The sequence below is a fragment of the Proteus sp. PR00208 genome (assembly GCF_016238545.1).
In the GTDB taxonomy this organism is placed as follows: Bacteria; Pseudomonadota; Gammaproteobacteria; order Enterobacterales; family Enterobacteriaceae; genus Proteus.
Genome location: NZ_JAEHQE010000004.1, coordinates 42,906 through 60,565, shown reverse-complemented (window position 1 = coordinate 60,565; position 17,660 = coordinate 42,906). Strand labels below are relative to the sequence as shown.

General features: G+C 37.9%; 14 protein-coding genes. 10 read left to right on the top strand and 4 right to left on the bottom strand.

Going from position 1 to position 17,660, the window contains the following annotated elements; genetic code table 11:
- Position 1: 1 nt before the first annotated feature.
- Together cyoA and JEP36_RS04675 are read right to left on the bottom strand one after the other, a co-directional pair.
- On the bottom strand, positions 2–952 hold the full coding sequence (cyoA, locus tag JEP36_RS04680; RefSeq protein WP_109371710.1) for a cytochrome o ubiquinol oxidase subunit II: 951 nt from the start codon (positions 950–952) through the stop codon (positions 2–4).
- A gap of 495 nt (positions 953–1,447) precedes the next feature.
- Positions 1,448–2,221 carry a nucleoside-specific channel-forming Tsx family protein gene (locus tag JEP36_RS04675; protein WP_409339491.1) on the bottom strand — a complete coding sequence of 258 codons (774 nt, stop codon included), beginning with the start codon at positions 2,219–2,221 and terminating at the stop codon, positions 1,448–1,450.
- 351 nt (positions 2,222–2,572) lie between these two features.
- Between JEP36_RS04675 and dbpA the strand changes: the two genes are divergently transcribed.
- Positions 2,573–3,946 carry an ATP-dependent RNA helicase DbpA gene (gene dbpA / locus JEP36_RS04670; protein WP_198619355.1) on the top strand — a complete coding sequence of 458 codons (1,374 nt, stop codon included), beginning with the start codon at positions 2,573–2,575 and terminating at the stop codon, positions 3,944–3,946.
- Positions 3,947–4,053: 107 nt separating this feature from the next.
- Here the strand turns inward: dbpA and ampG are convergent, their stop codons facing one another.
- Together ampG and JEP36_RS04660 are read right to left on the bottom strand one after the other, a co-directional pair.
- Complete coding sequence (ampG, locus tag JEP36_RS04665; protein ID WP_198626013.1) at positions 4,054–5,574, bottom strand: muropeptide MFS transporter AmpG; 1,521 nt, start codon at positions 5,572–5,574, stop codon at positions 4,054–4,056.
- A 56-nt stretch (positions 5,575–5,630) separates the two neighbouring features.
- Positions 5,631–6,209, bottom strand: coding sequence for a YajG family lipoprotein (locus JEP36_RS04660; RefSeq protein WP_198619357.1), 579 nt, complete (start codon positions 6,207–6,209; stop codon positions 5,631–5,633).
- Positions 6,210–6,549: 340 nt separating this feature from the next.
- Between JEP36_RS04660 and bolA the strand changes: the two genes are divergently transcribed.
- From bolA to JEP36_RS04615, 9 genes are all read left to right on the top strand, one after another.
- Positions 6,550–6,864 carry a transcriptional regulator BolA gene (gene bolA, locus JEP36_RS04655; RefSeq protein WP_109371700.1) on the top strand — a complete coding sequence of 105 codons (315 nt, stop codon included), beginning with the start codon at positions 6,550–6,552 and terminating at the stop codon, positions 6,862–6,864.
- A gap of 321 nt (positions 6,865–7,185) precedes the next feature.
- Positions 7,186–8,490, top strand: coding sequence for a trigger factor (tig, locus tag JEP36_RS04650; protein ID WP_023580863.1), 1,305 nt, complete (start codon positions 7,186–7,188; stop codon positions 8,488–8,490).
- A gap of 257 nt (positions 8,491–8,747) precedes the next feature.
- A complete protein-coding gene (gene clpP / locus JEP36_RS04645) occupies positions 8,748–9,371 on the top strand; it encodes an ATP-dependent Clp endopeptidase proteolytic subunit ClpP (RefSeq protein WP_100159251.1) in 624 nt (207 codons plus the stop codon).
- 146 nt (positions 9,372–9,517) lie between these two features.
- The gene (gene clpX, locus JEP36_RS04640) at positions 9,518–10,789 is read left to right on the top strand and encodes an ATP-dependent protease ATP-binding subunit ClpX (protein WP_023580862.1); all 1,272 of its coding nucleotides are present in this window, start codon (positions 9,518–9,520) and stop codon (positions 10,787–10,789) included.
- 259 nt (positions 10,790–11,048) lie between these two features.
- Positions 11,049–13,409, top strand: a complete 2,361-nt coding sequence (lon, locus tag JEP36_RS04635; protein ID WP_198619358.1) for an endopeptidase La — start codon at positions 11,049–11,051, stop codon at positions 13,407–13,409.
- Between the two features lie 214 nt (positions 13,410–13,623).
- On the top strand, positions 13,624–13,899 hold the full coding sequence (gene hupB, locus JEP36_RS04630; RefSeq protein WP_036911695.1) for a nucleoid-associated protein HU-beta: 276 nt from the start codon (positions 13,624–13,626) through the stop codon (positions 13,897–13,899).
- Positions 13,900–14,375: 476 nt separating this feature from the next.
- Complete coding sequence (gene ppiD, locus JEP36_RS04625) at positions 14,376–16,253, top strand: peptidylprolyl isomerase (protein ID WP_198619359.1); 1,878 nt, start codon at positions 14,376–14,378, stop codon at positions 16,251–16,253.
- Positions 16,254–16,542: 289 nt separating this feature from the next.
- A complete protein-coding gene (locus tag JEP36_RS04620; protein ID WP_232805415.1) occupies positions 16,543–16,914 on the top strand; it encodes a ComEA family DNA-binding protein in 372 nt (123 codons plus the stop codon).
- A 251-nt stretch (positions 16,915–17,165) separates the two neighbouring features.
- A complete protein-coding gene (locus tag JEP36_RS04615; protein ID WP_099074223.1) occupies positions 17,166–17,570 on the top strand; it encodes an acyl-CoA thioesterase in 405 nt (134 codons plus the stop codon).
- Positions 17,571–17,660 lie beyond the last annotated feature (90 nt).

Here is a 17,660-nt window from a genome sequence, read left to right as displayed (position 1 = left end):
TTTATTCCTCTGCTCCTGCATGCGCCGCATGGCTCATGTTCATATTCATTGTTGCATCAGCATGTGCTGTCTGATTGCCACTGGTGTGAGCGCCATGACCTGTGTGACCAAATTTAGAAATGGTCTCTTGGAATAACATTGGCTTCACGCTTGAATAGTAGGTCACTGGATTTTTCTGGCTTGGTTTAGCAAGTTCATTAAATGCAGCGGTCGTATTTAACGTATCTGACGATTGTTTGACTTTTTCAACCCACGCATCGAAACCGGCACGATCAGGTGTCGCAATCGCTGTAAATTTCATATCAGAGAAACCGTGTCCACTATAACTAGCTGACATACCTTGATATTCACCAGGTTCATTAGCAATTAAGTGTAATTTAGTCTGCATTCCTGCCATCGCATAGATTTGTCCACCTAAGCGAGGGATAAAGAATGAGTTCATGACAGAGTCAGAAGTGATTTTGAAATTAACAGGAACATTAGTAGGGAAAGCCAGTTCATTAACTGTTGCAATACCTTGTTCTGGATAGATAAATAACCATTTCCAATCCATTGAAACAACTTCAATGGTGACAGGTTTTTCTGTGGACTCTAATGGTTTGTAAGGATCAAGCTCATGGGTTGTTTTCCATGTAATCGTTGCCAAAATCACAATAATGATAATTGGCACAGTCCAAACGACAAGTTCAATTTTATTTGAGTGAGCCCAGTTTGGGCGATAGGTGGCTTTAGTATTAGATTCACGGTAGCGAAAAGCGAAAACAATCACCATCAGTATTACCGGTATCACAACAATTAACATTAAACCAAGCGCAATGAGGATTAATGTTTTTTGCTCAGCGCCGATAGCGCCTTTGGGATTCATTAACGCCATATCACAGCCACTTAATAGAAGAGCTGCAACTAATAGCGAAAGTGTCCCAATACTTTTTATGTATTTCATAAGTCTCATCCAACGACCCAAATGACAAAGGTTCTATTGTTGTTTCATCAGTATCAGTAAGGACATTTTACGGTAAGGTTGCGACAGTGTAAACAATTGTAATGGTAAGTAAGTGATTGGTTAGTCTTTTGTGTTAATGTGATCACAAGTAATCAGACTATTAAATAAATGTTAATTTAATTATTGCGTATTAACTATAATTTCATAAAGTACCATATTTTTAAAATAAATACATATTTTTACAAATAAAAATGCAGTAAAAAGTGTAAGAAAACGTATTCTGATTAAAAAATAACAAATTAGAGGTCGGAGGAGAGTTGATAGGTAAAATCCTTTTTATATTGATGTTTAATATCTATATTTGATGCTTGTTTGATTTTTTATATTGATAATTAGTGATTTGATGAATATTTATATCCAATGAGAAAGTTTTTCATTAAGTGATAAAAAAAGGTTACAGCGAATAAAAATGCTTTCGCTGTAATAAAAATTAACAATTAACGATCAAAAATTATATTTCAAGCTATATATAATGCCGTCTTGCAGAAAATCTTCGCCTAGCTTTTTATAAGCATAACGATATTGAATACCCGTAGTAATAGAGGTCGTTGGATGCCACCAAAAAGCTAAAGCGCCATTGAACCCATTTTGCCCACCATTGCCGTAACGCTTATGACGGCTAAATTCCATTTCATGCCAATTGCTAACGCTAAACTTCTGATCTCTAATGGAAAAATCATATCCAGAAACCCAACCAACGACGTAGCCATTATTTCCTGAATAATAAGTTTGATCGACATAATGAAGCGCAACGAATGGTTTAAACCATAAATTATCAATTTGTGTGTTATAGCCTAGACCGTAAAGCGTATTAACTTCATGGAAGTTGCCACCGTTCTCTTTTCCTGGAAGTGACCATGTGCCGTAAACATGCCCGTATAAATTAAAAGGACTTTCACCTAAATAAATACGGCTTGTTGCTTTAACGGTATAACGTTGATTATCACCCGGTTGTGTTTTCCGAGGATTAAATGGGTTTTCTAGATCAAAGAAGCCATAAAATTCGCCCCATGAAAAATTGGCACCACCTTCAAGCTCTAAATAGGCAAAATCATCTTTATGAGAAGATTTCCCTGTTTTGTGTGTTGTATGAGAAGTCCAATCAAGATAATTGATACTGGTATTAGCGAAGCCACCTAAATAGCTAGCTTGAGCTGATAAAGAAAGTGTACTTGCGATGGTTAATAAAAATGTTTTTTTTATCATTATTAATCTCAATTAAATTTAATGAAATAATTTCGCGATGAATTTGTTTTTAATATATTTTGAAACTATAAACTACTAAATTTAAATTTGTAGATCATAATTTTGAAATTAAGATCTATTTCTAGAATATTAAATTGATAATTAAAAGTAGGAATTTTAGTATTGTTTAGTTTATTTTTATTATTTTATCTGTTTTGAATGGATTGAGCGCTTAATAACTGGTTTTTTTGGCAAGGAAAAAAGAAATTAAAAGAAGAAAGAAAAATATGTAGTAAAAGTCGCGTAAAAATACCTCACGACACAGGAATAAAGGGATAGTATCATTAACCAATATTCGTTTTTATCTTACTTGGAATTTTCATTGTGACCTCATTTGCTGAACTTAACGCACTTCCTACTGAACAACTCGCTAACCTTAATGAATTGGGTTATCTCACTATGACTCCAGTTCAAGAAGCCGCTTTGCCCGCTATTCTTGAAGGAAAAGACGTTCGCGCTCAAGCAAAAACAGGCAGCGGTAAAACAGCTGCTTTTGGTTTGGGGCTTTTGCAACACATTGATGCAAAACAGTTTAATACTCAATCACTTATTTTATGTCCAACGCGAGAACTTGCTGATCAAGTTGCAAATGAGTTACGTCGCCTTGCTCGTTACCTTCCAAATATCAAAGTATTAACGCTGTGTGGTGGCGTTCCATTTAGTATCCAACGTGATTCATTAATACATGCTGCACATATTATTGTTGCAACACCAGGTAGATTGCTTGATCACCTAAAAAAAGAGACTGTCACTTTAGATGATGTGAAAACATTGGTATTAGATGAAGCAGACAGAATGTTGGATATGGGATTTTTTGATGATATCAACGATATTATTTCTCGTATGCCAACGGAACGTCAAACGTTACTCTTTTCTGCAACTTGGCCAAATGAGATCGCAGCAATTAGCCGTAAAATTCAGCAAAATCCAGTAACTATTGAAATAAACTCTGTTGATGAACTTCCTGCTGTTGAGCAGCAGTTTTATGAAATATCTCGTCATGGAAAAATAGGATTGCTGCAAAAGCTGTTAAGTCGTGAGCAGCCTGCCTCTTGCGTTGTATTTTGTAACACAAAGCGAGATTGCCAAGATGTGTATGAAACACTGACAGAAAGCAACCAAAGTGTGCTTGCTTTACATGGCGATATGGAACAAAGAGAGCGTGACCAAACGCTGATTCGCTTTGCTAATGGGAGTTGTCGTGTATTAGTAGCAACAGATGTTGCAGCTCGTGGACTTGATATTAAAGCGTTAGAAATGGTGATTAACTACGAATTGTCGTGGGATCCTGAAGTGCATGTTCACCGAATTGGCCGTACAGCCAGAGCGGGTGAAAGTGGATTGGCGATTAGCTTTTGTGCACCAGAAGAAATTCAGCGTGCTAACGCTTTAGAAGAGATGCTTCATATGAAGATAAATTGGTTACCAGTACCTACTGGGCTACAAATTACGCCTCTTGAAGCAACAATGGCAACATTATGTATTGATGGTGGTAAAAAAGCCAAAATGCGCCCAGGTGATATTTTAGGCGCATTAACGGGTGATATGGGTTTCAATGGTGCCGATATTGGTAAAATTATGATCAACCCAACACATGCTTATGTTGCTGTGAAACAATCTATTGCAAAACAAGTCTGGAAACAGCTGCAACAAGGTAAAATCAAAGGTAAATCAGTCAAAGTTAGGTTATTTAGATAGTTCAACATTATTTAAATAGTCACTTACTGTTTTCTCTATTAAGAATACAAAAAGGACAGCTTAAGCTGTCCTTTTTTCTGACGAATATAGTGAAGAAAGCAACAAGATTAGTGTGTTGTTTTCTTAAGTGCTAAATAATCTAGGATTGTGCCAAAGACAAGGCTTACCGCACCAACAATAACACCATATAAAAAGAGTGTTGAAGCCCAAGAACTTAATCTATCAGTATCTATTGATTGAATAAAATCGACAGACTGGAACATTTCTAAAGTTGGTAGTGAATTTGTGATCACAAGAATTAAACTACAAAGAAAGAAAAGAACAGTCAGCATCAAACCATAAATAGCAAAACGGTATTGTTTAATAAACAAAGTTCTTCTAAGGAATTCACCTGTTTTTTGTGTATAAATAAGTGTGTTTTTCGAAATCAACAGCAAGATAAGACCGGGTACAGAAGCAACAATAGAAAAAAGGTAAAATGCTTCCCAACCATGGCTTTCAACATACCAGCCTGCAACTGGGCCAACATAAACACGACCAATCGCAGATAGAGCCGAGAGCAACGCAAATTGTGTTGCTGAAAAGGAGAGATGACAAAGCGTCATTAAGAGGGCAACAAATGCTGCTGTTCCCATACCGCCACAGATATTTTCAAATGCAACTACTGCACCCATGCTATAAATACTTTGCTCAGAAATAGCTAAATACCAATAACCGATATTTGAACCGCCTTGCAAAATACCAAAAATCATCAGTGCTTTAAATAAACTCCAACGGCGCATTAATAAACCACCTAGTAATGCCCCAACAATCGTGGCGGCAAGCCCAAGTGTTTTATTCACTAATCCGACTTCACCAGCATCAAATCCAGCACCGCGGATCAGAAAAGTAGTACTTAAACTAAGGGCAAAGGCATCACCCATTTTATACAGCACAATAAGCAGTAAAATTAGCCAAGCATTATTACGAGAGAAGAACTCATATAAAGGTTCAATAACAGCTTCATAGAGTGTACGTGGCGGCTTTACGGCGGTTTCTGGCTCTTGGGCAAGTAATGTGGCAATAATACCAATACCCATTAAGGCAGCCATTAACCAGTACATGTTTTGCCAGCCAATATATTTATCCGCTAACCAAAGCGCCATTCCTCCAGAAACAAGCATTGCTATGCGATAGCCTAATACAGAAACTGCAGCACCAGTACCACGCTCATCGGCTTTTAAAATATCGGTTTTATAGGCATCAAAAACAATGTCTTGTGAAGCGGAACAAAAGGCAACAATGACAGCTAAAGAGGCAAGCCACCATAAATGGTCGTTAGGATTTAAAAAGCCCATCCCTGCAATACCAAGCACTAACCCTATTTGAGTGAGCAACATCCATCCTCGGCGTCGACCAAGAAAAGATGGGGTATAGCGATCCATAAAGGGTGACCAGAGGAATTTAAAAACATAGGCTTGTCCCACCAATGAGAAAAAACCAATGGTTTTTAAATCGATATCTTCTACTGTCATCCAAGCTTGTAATGTACCCGCTGTGAGTGCCAGAGGTAATCCAGAAGTAAAGCCAAGTAATAGAAGAATAAATGATTTATACCAAGTGGTTTGTTTGAAGGTGGGCTGAACCATGCAAAAATTCCTTTCAACGACCTGTTTGAGATAACAGGTCGTTTATTCTAATAAAATTAACGGGCGTTAGATTTGATAAATTGACTGACTGAAGCGTCTTTTGCCATATCGCTAACGAGTTCACTTAAGACATTGTTAATCGCGGCGGCAATTTTCTCATTAGTTGCACCAAATGGACCTTGAACATTGTAGCTAGTACGGAATGTTTTGGTATTAGAACTGCCATTCGGTAAGGTGACGATAACTGAAATATCCGCTTTTGCACTGATATTATGACGAACACTTCCTTCACCCACATCTGCACTGAGTTTATTGATAACAATAATCACATCAGCAGAAGCAGGAGAACCCATCATAAAACCACGCGCTGCCATTTGCTTTTGTAGAACTTCTTGCATTAAAAATGCAATGTCACGAGATGGAACAAGGATATCTAATTTACCGTTACGGTTGATTTCCGCTAGATTTTTTGATGCACGTTTGTCTTGGCTTGAAATATTCAGTGAAATAGGGCGCATCGTAGGGTCAGCCGCAGGAACTGACATCGTGGGCTCAATAGATAATTTGTTACTAGGAGTTGCACAACCTGAAAGCAGTGTTAATGCAAAAACAGCACAGAGTAAATTTTTAATCATGAGGTAATCTCGGTTAAATATGTCTGTTGTGTTAACAAGTAGAATAGGCTTCAAACTTTAGCCTATCATACCACTGCTGGTAGGTTGCTAATATCCCCTTAACGAACGAAATTATCTGATTTTATCAATTGATTTTATTTCAAATTACTCTCATTTTTGCTCATGTATTTGACAATATTCGGTCAATGGTTTTACTCAAGATGAAAAATAAGCGATTATCATCAGCAAAATTAAAAAGAATAAGCCCATCATTTTGTATTGATAACGACTAAATCGATATAGTCTGGTTGACTTGTTTTTGGTTTGCCGTGGTATAAAGGCTAGAGTATTAGGGGCAGAGATGATCCGTGATGATATTGAGAATAAGCTGATTTCACGCTTTTCACCGCATTTTTTACAAGTAATAAACGAAAGCCATCGCCATAATGTGCCCGAAGGCTCTGAAAGCCACTTTAAAGTCATTATCGTTTGTGATGATTTTAATGAGAAACGTAGTGTTTCGCGCCATCGTGATGTGTACCAAACATTAGCTCATGAAATGGAAAATGGTGTTCATGCATTAGCATTACACACTTTTACTTTGAGCGAATGGAATGAACAGCAGGATAAAGCATTGCGCTCTCCTGGGTGTCGTGGCGGAAGCCAAGAAGATTAACAACCTTATCGTTAATCGTGAGTAAATAGATCCTAAGATGCGTATTTTTTGTTCTTTATAGAGGGAAAAAGGGGTGAGTTGCTCGATTTTATGAAAAAATTGAGGAATAAAACGGCTCTTTCTCGACTCAACCCCTCTAGATCGTTATAATGTCGCGTCTAATTTTCAGTAAGGTTTCGGGATGCTTCTGATATCAGGGATCCTCGTTTTTTTAAATGTGGCGGCCCCGGTTCTGAAAGGAAAATAAACCTAAACATGTCAATATCATGTTAGTTTCCTTTAAAGTAGACCGAGCACTAAAACTTATTTTGAGGTAACAAGATGCAAGTTTCTGTTGAAACGACTCAAGGCCTAGGGCGTCGTGTCACAATCACCGTACCAGCCGCTGATATCCAAACTGCTGTAGACAGTGAACTGAAAAAAGCTGCTAAAACTGTTCGCATTGATGGTTTCCGTAAAGGTCACGTTCCAATGTCAATGGTTAAACAGCGTTACGGTATGTCAGTGCTGAATGATGTTCTGGGTGATCTGATGCAGCGTAATTTCATTAACGCTATCATCGAAAACAAAGTAAACCCAGTTGGCGCGCCTGACTACAAACCAGAGCAATACAAAGAAGGTGAAGACTTTGTTTACTCTGTAGAATTCGAAGTTTTCCCAGAAATCGAACTGAAAGATCTGGAAAGCATTGAAGTTGTAAAACCTGTTGTTACTGTTAAAGACGAAGACGTTGATAACATGTTAGAAACACTGCGTAAGCAACAAGCAGAGTGGAAAGACAAAGACGGCGAAGTTGCAGCAGAAGATCGCGTAACTGTTGATTTCAACGGTTCTATTGACGGTGAAGAATTTGAAGGCGGAAAAGCTGAAGATTTCGTACTGGCAATGGGTCAAGGTCGTATGATCCCAGGTTTCGAAGAAGGCGTTATCGGTCATAAAGCTGGCGAAGAATTCACAATTGATGTGACTTTCCCAGAAGATTACCACGCTGAAAACCTGAAAGGTAAAAAAGCACAATTCGCTATCAACCTGAAAAAAGTTGAAGAGCGTGAACTGCCAGAATTAACTGAAGAGTTCATCAAGCGTTTTGGTATTGCTGATGGTTCTGTTGATGGTTTACGTGCTGAAGTACGTAAAAACATGGAACGTGAACTGAAAAATGCAATCCGTACTCGTGTTAAATCACAAGTTATCGATGGCTTAGTTAAAGCAAACGAAGTTGACGTACCAGCAGCCGCTGTTGACAGTGAAATCGAAGTTCTGCAGCGTCAAGCAGCTCAGCGTTTTGGTGGCGACGAGAAACAAGCTCTGCAATTACCTCGTGAACTGTTCGAAGAACAAGCTAAACGTCGTGTAATCGTTGGATTACTGTTAGGTGAAGTGATCAATAGTAATGAACTGAAAGCAGAAGACGACCGTGTGAATGCACTGATCGACGAAATGGCTTCAGCTTATGAAGATCCATCAGAAGTTGTTGAGTTCTACAACAAGAACGAACAACTGATGAATAACATCCGTAATCTTGCGTTAGAAGAGCAAGCGGTAGAAAAAATCTTAGCAAATGCTAAAGTAACTGAAAAAGAAACTAACTTCACTGAACTGATGAACGAAGTTCAAATGGGTTAATTCTTAACCGCGAATATCGGTTTTAAGCAAAAACCCGTGGTTTTTACCACGGGTTTTTTTCAGTTTGTATATATTTATCAAATTTTGCCTTGAAATTTGAGCGATTATCTCCAGATAATTCTATATTCTCTTTATCACTCCTCGCGAGGCGCCTTGAATGTCTTGTGAGAGATTAGATCATTAGAAATGGTCATGATCAATTATCTCAAGTAAAATTGTTGTCATTGGCACCAATAAGAATGCAATAGGAGACAGACATGTCATTTAACGACACACAGGAACAATTCGCACCTAATATGGCTCTGGTGCCGATGGTTATAGAGCAAACTTCGCGAGGAGAGCGTTCTTACGACATTTACTCACGTTTATTAAAAGAACGTATTATTTTCCTGACTGGCCAAGTTGAAGATCACATGGCTAATCTTATCGTTGCTCAAATGCTATTTTTAGAAGCAGAAAACCCAGAGAAAGACATCAACCTGTATATCAACTCACCAGGTGGCGTGATTACCGCGGGTATGTCTATTTATGACACCATGCAGTATATCAAAGCAGATGTGAGCACCATTTGTATGGGACAAGCGTGTTCAATGGGCGCTTTCTTATTATCTGCTGGTGCGAAAGGTAAACGTATTTGCTTACCTAACTCTCGTGTGATGATCCACCAACCATTAGGTGGTTTCCAAGGTCAAGCAACAGATATTCAAATTCATGCTCAAGAAATTTTGAAAGTAAAATCCCGTATGAATGAGCTAATGGCTCAACATACAGGTAAATCTATTGAAGAAATAGAAAGAGACACTGAGCGTGATCGTTTCTTATCCGCTAACGAAGCGTTAGAATACGGATTAGTGGATAAAGTCTATACTCAACGTAGCTAATCATTACACGTTGTAATAGCAATTGAATTAACACGTTTCCTTTGTTATAGAATCGCGCAAAGGAAACGGCTATTAATATCTCTATGTAAAAAGTCTTTCTTCTTCTTATTAATTGAATAAGAAGAATAACTAAGTGAGGTTGACTGATGACAGATAAGCGCAAAGATAGCTCAGGGAAGCTTCTGTATTGCTCTTTCTGCGGTAAAAGCCAGCATGAAGTAAAAAAATTGATCGCTGGTCCGTCGGTTTATATCTGTGATGAATGTGTCGATCTTTGTGTTGATATCATTCGTGAGGAAATAAAAGAACTGGCGCCTCATCATGAACGCAGTGAATTGCCAACGCCACATGAAATCCGTAAGCACCTTGATGACTATGTTATCGGTCAGGAATTGGCTAAAAAAGTTTTGGCTGTTGCCGTTTATAACCACTATAAACGTCTGCGTAATGGCGATAAAGCCAATGGTGTTGAGCTGGGAAAAAGTAATATTTTGCTGATTGGTCCTACTGGTAGCGGTAAAACGTTATTAGCAGAAACATTAGCACGCTACCTTGATGTTCCTTTTACTATGGCAGATGCCACAACGCTGACAGAAGCGGGTTATGTGGGTGAAGATGTTGAAAACATCATTCAAAAACTGCTACAAAAATGCGATTACGATGTGCAAAAAGCACAACGTGGTATTGTTTATATTGATGAAATTGACAAGATCACCCGTAAATCTGAAAACCCATCAATCACTCGTGATGTGTCTGGTGAAGGTGTACAGCAAGCATTATTGAAATTAGTTGAAGGCACTGTGGCTTCTGTGCCTCCTCAAGGCGGGCGTAAGCACCCACAACAAGAGTTTTTACAAGTTGATACTTCTAAAATCCTCTTTATTTGTGGTGGTGCATTTGCTGGGCTCGATAAAGTTGTCGCACAACGTTTAAATACACATTCAGGTATCGGTTTTGGTGCAGAAGTTAAAAGCCAAAAAGAGAAAGCTAGCGAAGGTGAATTATTAGCTCAAGTTGAGCCAGAGGATCTGATTAAATTTGGTCTTATCCCTGAATTTATTGGTCGTTTACCTGTTGTTGCAACACTCGGCGAATTAAACGAAGAAGCATTAATCCAAATCTTACAAGAACCTAAGAATGCACTGACTAAGCAATATCAGGCATTATTTAAATTAGAAGGTGTAGATTTAGAATTTCGTAAGGAAGCGCTGACTGCGATTGCGAAAAAAGCCATGGTACGTAAAACAGGTGCGCGTGGTTTACGTTCGATTGTTGAAGCAGCATTACTTGATACGATGTATGACCTTCCTTCATTTGAAAATGCAGAAAAAGTGGTCATTGATGAAGGCGTTATTAATGGAAAATCTGAGCCACTGATTATTTATAGTCAGCTAGAAAACCAAGCGTCTGGTGAATAATACATCGTAATTTGGCAATGTCTCTTGTCTGACATTATCTAGTTTTCTCTCAAAATAAGAGGGAAATTTAAGATAAGGCGCGCCAACGCAATAAAAATGAGGGAATTTTCCCTCATTTTGTTTTTTTAATGGGTAAGGCTATTGAATGTCAGAAAAGTGCCCTTATATATTTTGACAATCCGTGGAATTAATTTTATTTGGTGACATGCGAATAAAATTACCTGTAAAAGCGTTAAGCTAAAAACGAAGAGAGAGCTCTATGAATCCTGAGCGTCCAGAACGTATTGAAATACCTGTATTGCCATTACGTGATGTCGTTGTATATCCGCATATGGTGATCCCGTTGTTCGTTGGTCGTGAAAAATCTATTCATTGCTTAGAAGCTGCGATGAACGACAACAAACAAATTATGCTGGTTGCGCAGAAAGATGCATCTACTGACGAACCAGGTGTTAATGATCTTTTTTCTGTTGGTACAGTTGCGTCTGTTTTACAGATGCTAAAACTGCCTGATGGAACAGTGAAAGTGCTTGTTGAAGGTATTCGTCGTGCCAAAATTACGACGTTATCTGACAATGGTGAATACTTTCAGGCGAAAGCAGAATACCTTGAAACGCCAGCCGTTGATGAGCGCGAACAGGAAGTCTTAAATCGTACAACGATTAATCAGTTTGAAGGTTATATCAAGCTGAATAAAAAAATTCCGCCAGAGGTATTGACCTCATTACATGCTATCGAAGAATCAGCGAAATTAGCAGACACAATTGCTTCTCATATGCCGCTGAAATTAAAAGATAAGCAAGCTGTACTTGAAATGTCTGATGTCACAGAACGCCTTGAATATTTAATGGCAATGATGGAATCAGAAATCGATCTGCTACAAGTTGAAAAACGCATTCGTAACCGCGTTAAAAAGCAGATGGAAAAGAGTCAGCGTGAGTATTATCTCAATGAACAAATGAAAGCTATTCAAAAAGAATTAGGTGAGATGGATGATGCACCTGATGAAATGGAATCGCTGAAACGTAAAATCGACGCTGCTAAAATGCCAAAAGAGGCAAAAGAAAAGACAGAAGCGGAACTTCAGAAATTAAAAATGATGTCGCCAATGTCAGCAGAAGCCACGGTTGTGCGTAGCTATATTGATTGGATGGTTCAAGTTCCTTGGAATAGCCGTAGCAAAGTTAAAAAAGACTTAGTGAAAGCACAAGAAGTTCTTGATACTGACCATTACGGTTTAGAACGTGTTAAAGAGCGTATCCTTGAATATCTCGCGGTACAGTCTCGTGTTAGCAAAATTAAAGGGCCAATCCTGTGTTTAGTAGGGCCTCCAGGTGTGGGTAAAACCTCGCTGGGTCAATCTATTGCTAAAGCAACTGGCCGTAAATATGTTCGTATGGCGTTAGGTGGTGTGCGTGATGAAGCTGAAATCCGTGGTCACCGTCGTACTTACATCGGTTCTATGCCAGGCAAATTAATTCAGAAAATGGCGAAAGTTGGCGTTAAAAACCCTCTTTTCCTGTTAGATGAAATTGATAAAATGTCATCAGACATGCGAGGCGATCCGGCTTCTGCACTGTTAGAGGTGTTAGATCCAGAACAAAACATCGCATTTAACGACCATTATCTGGAAGTTGATTACGATCTGTCTGATGTGATGTTCGTGGCGACATCTAACTCCATGAATATACCGGCACCGTTGTTAGATCGTATGGAAGTTATTCGTTTATCAGGTTATACCGAAGACGAAAAACTGAATATTGCTAAGCAACATTTGTTACCAAAACAGATTGAACGTAATGCGTTAAAACCAAGTGAGCTGACAATCCATGACAGCGCAATTATGGGCATTATTCGTTATTACACGCGTGAAGCGGGTGTACGTAGTTTAGAGCGTGAAATTTCTAAATTATGCCGTAAAGCAGTAAAACAACTGCTAATGGATAGCACAATCAAACATATTGAGATTAACGAAGATAATCTCAAAGACTACTTAGGTGTTCGTAAAGTTGATTACGGTCGTGCTGACACAGAAAACCGAGTAGGGATGGTAACAGGACTTGCATGGACAGAAGTTGGTGGTGATTTACTGACTATTGAAACAGCAAGTGTACCAGGTAAGGGCAAGCTGACATTCACCGGCTCTTTAGGTGAAGTAATGCAAGAGTCTATTCAAGCGGCAATGACGGTAGTTCGTGCTCGTGCGGATAAACTTGGTATTAATAGCGATTTCTATGAAAAACGTGATATTCACGTACACGTTCCTGAAGGCGCAACACCAAAAGATGGTCCAAGTGCAGGTATCGCAATGTGCACTGCATTGGTATCAAGCCTAACAGGTAATCCTGTGCGTTCTGATGTTGCAATGACGGGCGAAATTACGTTACGCGGACATGTCTTGCCAATTGGCGGACTGAAAGAAAAGTTACTTGCTGCACATCGTGGTGGAATTAAGACAGTTCTTATCCCTGATGAAAATAAACGTGATTTAGAAGAAATTCCTGAAAATATTGTTGCTGACCTGGATATTCACCCGGTGAAAACAATTGAGGAAGTTTTATCGCTAGCCCTGCAAAACTCGCCGTTTGGCATGGAAGTTGTGACTGATAAATCACACTAAAGAGTGATATTAGTCATAAATAATAGCTAAAAAAAAGGCTGGATAAGTAATAAAAGCTTGCCAGCCTTTTTTTGTGTCGCTAATTTAATGGGGATTTTAATTAAAAATGCTGTTTTATCGGTCTTGCTATATCTAAAAAGGCTTGATATAACGACGTTTGCAAAATTTGCCATTAATGGTGAAAAATAACGCATAAAATTATGGGGATGAAAGCGTGAATAAAACTCAACTGATCGACAAAATTGCTGCAAATGCAGATATCTCAAAAGCGGCAGCAGGTCGTGTTGTAGATGCTCTGGTTGCTTCTATCACTGAATCTTTACAAAAAGGTGATGATGTAGCATTAGTAGGTTTCGGTACTTTCACTGTACGTGATCGTGCAGCTCGTACAGGCCGTAACCCACAAACAGGTAAAGAAATTCAAATTGAAGCTGCAAAAGTTCCTGCATTCCGTGCAGGTAAAGGCTTAAAAGACGCAGTTAATCAATAATAGTTGAACTTATTTTCTGCCAATTTGTTATTAGCTTAACGTTATGGGTAAACAGAAAACGACTCAATTAAAAAATGAAGCGCATCTTTTTGAGATGCGCTTTTCTTTTTTAGGTTATAAATCACGATTAAACCTTGTATTCTCTGGCGATAAGACGTGAAACTGAAGTAGTCATTTGATAGAATGACGCGTTGTTCTATAACTGAAATAGACAACAATGAATGATTCAGTGGTGAGTTAAATGGTTATCGTAATCAATGAATCAAATAATGCTGTTTAGTTTTTTCTTAGTTATAGAAAGTGCGTGTTAAGACTGCGCATTAATACGGGACTGGCTGTTTTTAATGATTGTCGCGTGTCGTGACATTTTGATATTAAGCCAGCATGGGCATATTATCTTTTCGCTGTGCTCAAAATAGTCGTGTAACACCCATAAAAAATAATTTTTATTTCACCAAACGGAGCCTCGTCTCGTTATGATGGACAACATTCGTTCCACTGCTAATAATCCATTTATAAAGATATTATTAGCTGTGATCATCCTCTCCTTCGTCCTAACTGGTGTGGGCGGATATCTCTTTAGTTCAGGCGTTAATGATGCAGCTGAAGTTAACGGATATAAAATTAGCCGTTCTCAATTAGAGCAAACTTATCAGCAACGTCGTGCTCAATTACAACAAGATATGGGTGAAAATTTTGCTGCTCTTGCTTCATCAGAAGAAGGTCAGAAACTTATTCGCCAACAAGCGCTTGATTTACTGATCAACCAAGCATTACTTGATCAATTTGCACAAAATCTGGGTATTTCAGCCGGTGATCAGCAAATTAGAGATGCTATTTTTGCACTTCCTTACTTTCAAACTGACGGCAAATTTGACAATAAAAAATATGTCGATTTATTGAAAGGCAATAATATTGATGCAGATGCTTTTGCAGAAGGTATTCGTCAAAACCTTATTAATCAGCAATTAAAATTTTCTATCCAAGGTACGGATTTTGCCTTAGATAGCGAAGTTAAAGAATTTGCGGGATTAATGCTACAAAGCCGTAATGTACGTTTAGCATCATTAGACATTCAGCCATTCCTTGAAAAAGAAACGGCATCTGATGAAGAAGTGAAAGCGTTTTATGAGCAAAATAACCAAATGTTCATCGCGCCAGAGCAATTTAAAATTAGCTATATCCAATTAAATGCTCAAAAAGATTTTAATAAGATCAACATTACTGATGAAGAAGCAAAGGCTTACTACGATAGTAATATTGATGAGTTCACGGCAGCAGGACAGAAACAGTACAGCATCTTAGTCTTAGCTGATGAAGCCGCAGCTAAAGCGGCAGAAGATGAGCTGAAAAAAGGTGCTGATTTTGTTTCGTTAGTGAAAGAAAAATCTATTGATAGTTTCTCTAAGAAACAAAATGGTTCTTTAGGTTGGATAACTATTGGACAAGAGTTACCAGAGCTTGCTAATGCAAGTTTGACAGAAAAAGGTCAAATCTCTGAACCTGTTAAAATCAGCAATGGCTACGCAATTTTCCGCCTTGATGATGTCAAACAATCTGTTGTAAAACCATTTGATGAAGTGAAAACAGATTTACTGGCAAAAATGCGTGAAAACAAAGCAATTGATGATTTCTTCGCATTACAACAAAAAGTGAGCCAAGCTGCATCTAATGACAACGACACATTAGCTCCTGCTGCAAATGCAGGCAACGTGACCGTGGTTAATACTGATTGGTTTGATGAAAATACGGTTCCTGCACCATTAAATAATGAAAAACTCACCCAGTTAATTTTTGGTGGTTCATTAGTGGATGAAAATGGCCCAACAGGCATGAATTCAGACATGGTGACGTTAGGTAATGACAGTGCATTTATCGTGCGTGTAGAAGGTTACAAGCCTTCAGCAACCCAACCATTAGACAAAGTACGTGATCAAGTTGTTATGCTGGTTAAACAGCAAAAAGCATCGCAAGCAATGAATGCAGAAGCCCAAAAACTTTTAGCTGCATTAAAAGAAGGTAAAGGCGAAGAAGCACTGAAAGCTGCTAACATTTCGTTTGGTAGTGAAGAAAGCATTGTTCACTCATCTGCAACAGATGTAGTACAAACCGCGATTTTCTCTATGCCAAAGCCAGCTGAAGGCAAAAAAGAGTATGGTATGACTAATGTACCAGGTACTAAAGTTGTCCTTATTCAATTAGATAGCGTAACAGACGGCAAACCAACATCTGAACAGTTAGAGTTTATGACTAATCTCTATCGTGCTCAGATGGGCGAAGAAGCGTTACAACTCATATTACGTGACCTAAAAGATAACGCTAAAATTGAAATTTTTGATAAAGATTATCAATAATCGAATTTGAGTTATTGCATTGAAAACCCAGCATAAAGCTGGGTTTTTTTATGGTTACTATTCTTGATCATTGAAGCAAATGCTTCGCTTTTCGAAAAATTCATATTTGAGAGCAAGCCCGACAATTTCTTGTAATGTTTCTTTTATTCATTTTTATTTTTCCTGCCTTCTCGTAGTTCTCTTTTTATACAATTGATGATTTATCAGTATATTGGCATTCTTTTTCTGCATTCAGAAATCTCTGTTTGCTATTGAATTTAAAATTATTGAATAAAAGGAAATTATGATTATGAAAATGGATAAAAAAATGTTGTCAGGTTTTATGGCTTCTATCTGTCTTGCCTTGGGATTAGGGCTTTCTCCTTTCTCTTATGCAGAAGAAACACCTGCTTCAACACCAACAGTTTCTATTGAAACTCACTCATCTGTTGCTCGTGATGCTAAAGAAAACAAAGCCAGTGCAGAAGGTAAAGTTAATTTAAATACAGCAACAGTAGATGAACTAATGGGATTAAAAGGGATCGGAAAAGCGAAAGCGCAAGCCATTATTGATTACCGCGAACAGTTAGGGCGTTTTACCTCTATTGATGAACTTGAAAAAGTTTTTGGAATTGGTATGAAGTTAGTTGATCAAAATCGTGATTTTATCGTTATTAATTAAGGTATTCATTCTTATACGATGTTGAGTATAAGTGATAGCAGAAACGTGAATACTGATTGAAAATCTCCGTGTTTCTCTTTGATTTTTATTTTGATAAGAGAAACACGTTTTCTTAGCGTTTTCTTTGTTAAAAGAAAACAAGATAAACCTATATCAGAAATTACTAAATTTATTTTCTTGGCTATATTTATGGTATCGCAAAAAAACTTTATAAAAAGTTTATTAGAATAATCAAGAGGTAATCAATTGATATGAGTACGTTAATTAAAGTTTATGGCTTTCATTTAGATGTTTTTGAACATGTGAATAATGCGCGTTACCTTGAGTTTTTAGAACAAGCTCGATGGGATTGGATTGAGCAACATTTAGATTTTGATTGGTTTAAGCGCAATGGCTTGGCATTAGTGGTTGCTAATATCAATATCAATTATCGCTTACCTGCAAGTTTAGGTGATGAGCTGCTTATTGATTGTGATGTTGCTGAAGTGGGAATTAAAAGTGGCGTACTTTCTCAAAAGATTGTGAGAAAAAAAGACGGTGCGCTTATCTCTGATGCATTAATTACTTTTGTTCTTGTTGATATCAATACCAAAAAAGCACTGACATTAACAGAACAGTTAAGAGAGAAGCTTGAATATGTACGCCAATCTTCCTAATACACAAAGAGAGTATTAGAGAGCTCTTATTAAATGCTTTCAGGCTAATCTAAGATAATTTAATGCAGTGATAATGTTTGATGAATTATC

Bases quoted from the DNA above. Each gene is read 5' to 3' on its own strand.
- tig (WP_023580863.1), top strand. From the start codon at position 7,186: ATGCAAGTTTCTGTTGAAACGACTCAAGGCCTAGGGCGTCGTGTCACA.
- clpX (WP_023580862.1), top strand. From the start codon at position 9,518: ATGACAGATAAGCGCAAAGATAGCTCAGGGAAGCTTCTGTATTGCTCT.
- bolA (WP_109371700.1), top strand. From the start codon at position 6,550: ATGATCCGTGATGATATTGAGAATAAGCTGATTTCACGCTTTTCACCG.
- JEP36_RS04620 (WP_232805415.1), top strand. From the start codon at position 16,543: ATGAAAATGGATAAAAAAATGTTGTCAGGTTTTATGGCTTCTATCTGT.
- lon (WP_198619358.1), top strand. From the start codon at position 11,049: ATGAATCCTGAGCGTCCAGAACGTATTGAAATACCTGTATTGCCATTA.
- ppiD (WP_198619359.1), top strand. From the start codon at position 14,376: ATGATGGACAACATTCGTTCCACTGCTAATAATCCATTTATAAAGATA.
- ampG (WP_198626013.1), bottom strand. From the start codon at position 5,574: ATGGTTCAGCCCACCTTCAAACAAACCACTTGGTATAAATCATTTATT.
- clpP (WP_100159251.1), top strand. From the start codon at position 8,748: ATGTCATTTAACGACACACAGGAACAATTCGCACCTAATATGGCTCTG.
- JEP36_RS04660 (WP_198619357.1), bottom strand. From the start codon at position 6,209: ATGATTAAAAATTTACTCTGTGCTGTTTTTGCATTAACACTGCTTTCA.
- JEP36_RS04615 (WP_099074223.1), top strand. From the start codon at position 17,166: ATGAGTACGTTAATTAAAGTTTATGGCTTTCATTTAGATGTTTTTGAA.
- cyoA (WP_109371710.1), bottom strand. From the start codon at position 952: ATGAGACTTATGAAATACATAAAAAGTATTGGGACACTTTCGCTATTA.